At 68.3% G+C, this 6,065-nt stretch carries 8 protein-coding genes; 2 read left to right on the forward strand and 6 right to left on the reverse strand.

The window, feature by feature from the left end:
• The coding region (locus tag AC2VNT_RS13295; RefSeq protein ID WP_486947309.1) for a sulfotransferase family protein at nt 1-1,091 on the forward strand (1,091 nt) is incomplete at its 5' end.
• Here the strand turns inward: AC2VNT_RS13295 and AC2VNT_RS13300 are convergent.
• Nucleotides 1,088-1,561, reverse strand: coding sequence for a hypothetical protein (locus AC2VNT_RS13300; protein ID WP_486947310.1), 474 nt, complete (start codon nt 1,559-1,561; stop codon nt 1,088-1,090). The two genes, AC2VNT_RS13295 and AC2VNT_RS13300, sit on opposite strands and share 4 nt — an antisense overlap.
• A 10-nt stretch (nt 1,562-1,571) precedes the next feature.
• On the reverse strand, nt 1,572-2,720 hold the full coding sequence (locus AC2VNT_RS13305) for a 3-ketosteroid-9-alpha-monooxygenase, oxygenase component (RefSeq protein WP_486947311.1): 1,149 nt from the start codon (nt 2,718-2,720) through the stop codon (nt 1,572-1,574).
• A gap of 96 nt (nt 2,721-2,816) precedes the next feature.
• Between AC2VNT_RS13305 and AC2VNT_RS13310 the strand changes: the two genes are divergently transcribed.
• On the forward strand, nt 2,817-3,341 hold the full coding sequence (locus AC2VNT_RS13310) for a gamma carbonic anhydrase family protein (protein WP_486947312.1): 525 nt from the start codon (nt 2,817-2,819) through the stop codon (nt 3,339-3,341).
• A gap of 160 nt (nt 3,342-3,501) precedes the next feature.
• Here AC2VNT_RS13310 and AC2VNT_RS13315 read toward each other — a convergent pair whose 3' ends face one another.
• The 4 genes from AC2VNT_RS13315 to AC2VNT_RS13330 all read right to left on the reverse strand — a co-directional run.
• Nucleotides 3,502-3,996 carry an MTB12 family secreted protein gene (locus AC2VNT_RS13315; RefSeq protein ID WP_486947313.1) on the reverse strand — a complete coding sequence of 165 codons (495 nt, stop codon included), beginning with the start codon at nt 3,994-3,996 and terminating at the stop codon, nt 3,502-3,504.
• 174 nt (nt 3,997-4,170) lie between these two features.
• A complete protein-coding gene (locus AC2VNT_RS13320; protein ID WP_486947314.1) occupies nt 4,171-4,815 on the reverse strand; it encodes a TetR/AcrR family transcriptional regulator in 645 nt (214 codons plus the stop codon).
• Nucleotides 4,812-5,222: a nuclear transport factor 2 family protein gene (locus AC2VNT_RS13325; RefSeq protein ID WP_486947315.1), complete on the reverse strand. Its 411-nt coding sequence runs from the start codon at nt 5,220-5,222 to the stop codon at nt 4,812-4,814. The genes AC2VNT_RS13320 and AC2VNT_RS13325 overlap by 4 nt, the downstream gene beginning before the upstream one ends.
• On the reverse strand, nt 5,219-6,065 hold an 847-nt coding region (locus AC2VNT_RS13330; RefSeq protein WP_486947316.1), incomplete at its 5' end, for a thiolase domain-containing protein. The genes AC2VNT_RS13330 and AC2VNT_RS13325, both read right to left, overlap by 4 nt.

Here is a 6,065-nt window from a genome sequence, read left to right on the forward strand (position 1 = left end):
ACGATTTCGGCACCGACGACGACAACTACCGGCAAGCGCTCGCGGTGCTGCTGGAGTCCTACCGGGACGAAGCCGAGCTGACCGAACTGGGCAGCAAGATGAACCGGTTCTTCCTGCGCGGCGCCCTAGTCGCCCGACTCCTCGCCGAGCGGGGCTTCACACAGCACCCGGAGCACGCCGACGTCACCATCGAACGGCCGATCTTCGTCACCGGCCTGCCACGCACCGGCACCACCGCGCTGCACCGGCTGCTCGGCGCCGACCCGGCACACCAGGGCCTGGAGATGTGGCTCACCGAGTTCCCCCAGCCACGACCGCCGCGCGACAGTTGGGACACCAACCCGATCTTCATCCAGGCCCGGGACCGCTACACCGAGCATCACGACGAGAACCCGGACTACACCGGCCTGCACTTCATGAGCGCCGACGGCCTCGAGGAGTGCTGGCAGCTGCTGCGCCAGTCGCTGCACTCGGTGTCCTACGAGACCCTGGCCCACCTGCCCAGCTACGCGCGGTGGCTGGCCGAGCAGGACTGGACGCCGTCGTATCGACGGCACCGCAAGAACTTACAGCTGATCGGGCTGAACGACACCGGGAAGCGCTGGGTGCTGAAGAACCCCAGCCACCTGCACGCGCTGGACGCGATCATGGCCGTCTACCCGGACGCGCTGGAGGTGCAGTGCCACCGGCCACCGGAGACGATCATGGCGTCGATGTGTTCGCTGGCCCAGCACACCACCGCCGGCTGGTCCACCGGCTTTGCCGGCGCCCGGATCGGCGAAGACGAGCTGGACACCTGGGTTCGTGGGTTGACCCGGTTCAACACCGAACGTGCCAAACATGATCCGGCGCAGTTCTGCGACGTCGACTACATCGACTTCGTCGCCGACCCGCTGGGAACCGTGGCGGGCGTGTACCGACACTTCGGCCTCCCGCTCTCCGAGGAGGCCCGGGCGGCGATGGCCGCCGACTACGCCGCCAGCCGGACCGGTCCGCGGGCGCCGAAACACCGTTATGCGCTGGCCGACTACGGGTTGAGCACCGCTGTGGTCAGGGACCGCTGCGCCGGGTGCGCGCGCACCGGGGGTTAGTCGAGGTCCTCGGTCGGGTCGGGGGCGAGCCCCAACCGGCCTGAATCGGCGGCCTGCTGGATGCTCGCGGACAGGTGCGGGCAGCCGCGGGTCCGGCTGGTGTTCTGTCCGGCACGCACCTGCTCGGCGAAGTAGGTGCACCGGTGCAGCGAAGCCGAGTCCCACTGCACCGCGGTGTATCCCGGCGCCATCAACTTCACCTCGACACTCGCCCCGCAGTGCCCGCAGGCAACCGGTGTCAGCCCGGCGTGCAGGTACTGGTCGGAGTCGCGTGCGGTGGCGGCTCGCATCGCCTCATACTGCTCCGGGTTCACCGGAAACAGTGGCTCGCGCGAAGCCGGCCGATACAGACCGCCGTCTTCGGCGGCCGGCTCGTCGTCGTGGTCGTCGTGCGCCCGGTAGAGCACCAGCGTCGATTCGGCGATCTCCGTGACGTCCGGGATGCCCGGCTTCTCGTCGCTGGGGCTCATGACGGACCGGTTAGTCGGCCGCGACCGGCTCGGCGTCGGCCTGCAAACGTAGGTTCTCGTCGATCTCCGCCTGCCAGTTCTGGTTGGCCGCCGTCGGGTCGATCTCGATCTCGAAGCGATCGGTCATCTCCGGGGTGACGTCGGCGGCGTCGACGTAGAACTGCGAGTACCAGCGCCGCAGTTGGTACACCGCGCCGTCCTCCTCGACCAGCAGCGGGTTTTCGATACGGCTCTTGTGCGTCCAGATCTCGACGTCTTGCAGGAAGCCCTTGCTGACGCCGTCGGTCATCACCTCGGCCAGCTTCTGCGTCGTCTCCTCGTCGAGGCCCTTGGGTTTCTGCACGATGACCCCCCACATCAACCGGAACTGGGTCTGGCTGACCGGGTAGTGGCAGTTGATCAGGATGGATTCGGTCTTGAATCCGCTGTAGCTGTTGTGCAGCCAGTTGATCATGAACGACGGTCCGAAGTAGGACGCCTCCGAGTCCAGTTCGGCGCCGGCGTACTGGGTGCCCATGCCGCCGATGTCCGGCCGGCCGATGTTGTGCAGGTACTGCGAGGCGACGTGGCCCTCGAAGACGTTCTTGAAGTAGGTGGGCATCCCGAAGTGGATGTAGAAGAAGTGCGCGAAGTCGGTGACATTGTCGATGATGTCGCGGCAGTTGGAGTCGATCAGCATGCTGTTCCAGCTCCAGTCGGTCCAGTCGTCACTGGCCGCCTCCGGCATCTCGGGAATGCGCACCTGGGGCTGTGGCGGGTTGCCTTCCGGGTCGTGCCAGATGAACAGCAGACCGCCGCGCACGTCGGTCGGGAACGACCGGGTGCGGGCGGCTCGCGGGGTGCGTTTGGCGTAGGGGACCAGTGCGCACTTGCCGTCGCCGGCCCAGCGCCAGTCGTGGAACGGGCAGGCGACGTTGTCGCCCTTGATCGATCCGCGGCTCAGGTCACCGCCCATGTGCCGGCAGTAGGCATCCAGGCAGTGCGGCTCGCCCTGGGGGTCACACCACACCACCAGTTTGGCGCCGAAGGCGTGCACCGAGTGCGGTTTGCCGTCCCGGAACTCGGTCATCGGGCCGAGGCAGTGCCAGCCCCGGGCGTACCGGTCGGGGAGGGTGCCGGTGTCGATCTCACGGACTTCGCTGCTGCCGTTGGTACCCACGTGTTGCCTCCCAGCACTAGTTCCTAACTAGAACACGTTACAGTTTTGTTTCCGGGTAGCGCAATAACCGCTGTTCGACTGCGGTATACCTGGACGATGCCACTGTTCTCATTCGAAGGTCACTCTCCGAAGGTCGACCCGGCCGCGTTCGTCGCACCGACGGCCACCCTGGTCGGTGACGTCACCGTGGAGGCCGGCGCCTCCGTCTGGTTCGGCGCGGTGCTGCGCGGTGACGACGCGCCGATCATCGTTCGGGAAGGCGCCAACGTGCAGGACGGGTCGGTGCTGCACGCGCCACCGGGGGTACCCACCGACATCGGGCCGGGGGCGACGGTCGCCCACGCCTGCGTGGTGCACGGTGCTCACGTCGGCGCCGAGACGCTGATCGGCAATCACGCCACCGTGCTCGACGGCGCGGTGATCGGCTCCCGCAGTCTGATCGCGGCCGGCGCGGTGGTCTCCCCGGGAACCCGGATTCCGGACGCGGTGCTGGTGATCGGCGCGCCGGCGGTGGTCAAGGGCCCGATCGCCGGGACCGGGGCGGAGTTCTGGGTGAACGCCAACCCGGGGTTCTACCAGGCGCTGGCGAATCGCTACCGGGACGGGCTGGAGCAACTGTGAGCGCGGCCGAGCACCCATCGCGGGTTATCCCATGGAGGATCCGTCCGAAGGCGCCGGGCCGTCTGACGGCGCATCGCCGTTCGAGTGCGGCGGGGTGGTGCCAAATTTCAGCGAGCCGGCTACGGCCCGGCGCCGGTCACCGCCGTCGCAGTCCCGGGGCTTAGTCCGAACTCATCTGCGAGAGCATCATCAGTGACGAGTGCGACAGCTTCCAGCCGTCCTGGTCGACGAACTTCAGGTTGACCGAACGCGGGGTCAGCTTCGGGCTGGACGCGGTCACCTCCGCGGTGGCGGCCCCGGGGCCGTCCGGCTGGATGTTGGCCGCCGAGATCGTCAGCGGCAGCTTGCCGTTCTCGCGGCCCTTCTTCATCCGCCCGTCCATGACGGTGCGCTCGATCGCGCCGAGACCGCCCTCGACGTATCCGGACTTCTCCGACGCCGGGACATTCGGGTCGGCGATGCCACTGAGCAGGCTGACCACCTGGTCGGCGGTGGGCACATCGGCGGCCGGTGCCAGTGGCAGCGGAACGCCGAACACCGCCAGCTCTACGCCGGAGGCAGCGGGCGTGACCCCAGTGCCCTCGCCCGCTCCCGCGGCCAGCGCCCCGATCGCCGCGATCGCCGCGACGCCCCCGACCAACGATTGTGCATACATGACTGTCCTCCCGAAGCTTTTGATACATCGATAAATGATCGATACGTCAGTGAATCTAACAGCGGTATCGCCACGGCCGCTTGGTGATTCGCGGTGATCTCCGCGTCACCACGACCGATCGGGAGAGCTGCGTCACCCGCGCAGGCCGCGGTGACGGTCGTCGCTCGACGGGCGCTACAGCGGTTCGCTGTAGCTGAGCAGCACCCGGATGAACAGGTCCGCCCGATCTTGCCACACCGATTCGGAATCCGGTTCCATCAGGCACTGCGTGCTGGTTCCGTCGTGCACGGCGACCAGCGCGCGGCCCAGTGCATGCAGATCCGACGCATGGCGCCCCGCCGCCTCCAGGGCCTTCGCCAGAATCGGCAGCAGCGCGTCGAGCACCCGCTCCTCTCGATCGACGATCGCGCCCTTCAGCGCCGGGTTGCGCAGGGCGTGCGCGGTGAATTCGGCGCTCACCCGATACCAGTTGTCGTCGACCGGGATGCTGGAGATCAACCGTCGGGCGTACGCCTCCAGTTCGTCCCAGGACTCCGGCCGCTGCGCCTCGGCGCCCACGGCCTCGCCGAAGGCGGCGGTCAGTAGCTCGGTGTTCTGCTCCCACATCGCCAGAAACAGCTCGTCGAGCGAGGCGAAGTTGGAGTAGAACGCGCCGCGGGTGAATCCTGCGTGCTCACAGATCTGCTCGACCGTCGAGCGGCCGAACCCTTCCTGCGCGAACACGTGAAACGCCGCCCCGATCAGTCGCGCCCGGGTCTCGGCCCGCCGGCGGGTGATCCGCTTGGCCGGTGGGCGCCGCGCTGGGGAGCCCGGGCTCACACCGGCGTCGCCGTCGCGGCAGCCCGCTCCAACTCCCAATACGCCCGCAACGCAATCAGCTCACCGGCCTCGTTCACCCGGTAGGTGAACACCCCGTCGGTGGTGATCCGGTGGCCCGCCATGGTGATCACGATCGAGCCGACGTTGGCCTCCTCGTTGCCACAGCAGAAGCTGTCGGTGAACCGGAAGTCGATGGTGTCGGTCGGGGCGATCGCCTTGTCCCAGAACGCGCTTATCGCGTCGCGGCCGCGGTGCCCGGTGCCCTCCGGATCGAAGTGCGACGGGCCGATCGGGTCCTCGACGACGGCGTCGTCGGCGAAGACCGCCAGCCAGGCCGCCTTGTCCTTGGTCCGCACCGCGGCCCGGGAACGCTCGCCGGCAACGTGCGCGGGGTGTTCGTGGTTCATGCGTGTGTCCTCTCGGGCTTGTCGGATCCCACCACCCACATCGAGTAGTACTGCGAGCCACCGCCGTAGGCGTGGCCCAACGCTTTGCGCGCGCCGGGAACCTGGTGGTCGCCGGCCTTGCCCATCACCTGGATGGCGGCCTCGGCGAACCGGATCATCCCGGAGGCGCCGATCGGGTTGGATGACAGCACCCCACCGGACGGATTCACCGGCAGCTTCCCGCCGATCGCGGTCTCGCCGGCCTGGGTGAGCTTCCAGCCCTCGCCGTCGGCGGCGAAGCCCAGGTTCTCCAGCCACATCGGTTCGAACCAGGAGAACGGCACGTAGATCTCGGCCGCGTCGATCTCGTCGATCGGGCTTTCGATACCGGCCTCTTTCCACAGCGCGGCCGCGGCGTCCCGGCCGGCCTGCGGGCTGACCTGATTGCGGCCTGCATAGGCCAGCGGCTCGGTGCGCAGCGCGGTGGCGTGAATCCAGGCCACCGGTGCGCCGGCGGCGACCCGCGCGGCGGCGGTGGCTTCGTCGCCGATCACCACCGCGCAGGCACCGTCCGACGACGGGCAGGTCTCGTCGAACCGGATCGGATCCCACAGCATCTGGGATGTCATCACCTTCTCCACCGTGATGTCCGGCTGGTGCAGATGGGCCAGCGGATTCTTGGCGCCGTTGCGCCGGTCCTTGACCGCGACCATCGCGCCGATGTTCGCCGGCGCGCCGGAGTTGTGGATGTAGGCCCGCACGTGCGGGGCGAAGTACCCGCCGGCCCCGGCGCCGACCGGCTTGGTGAACGGCACCGGGATGGAGAGCCCCCACATGGCATTGGACTCGGACTGCTTCTCCCAG

Source organism: Mycobacterium sp. TH-M15, from assembly GCF_057473705.1.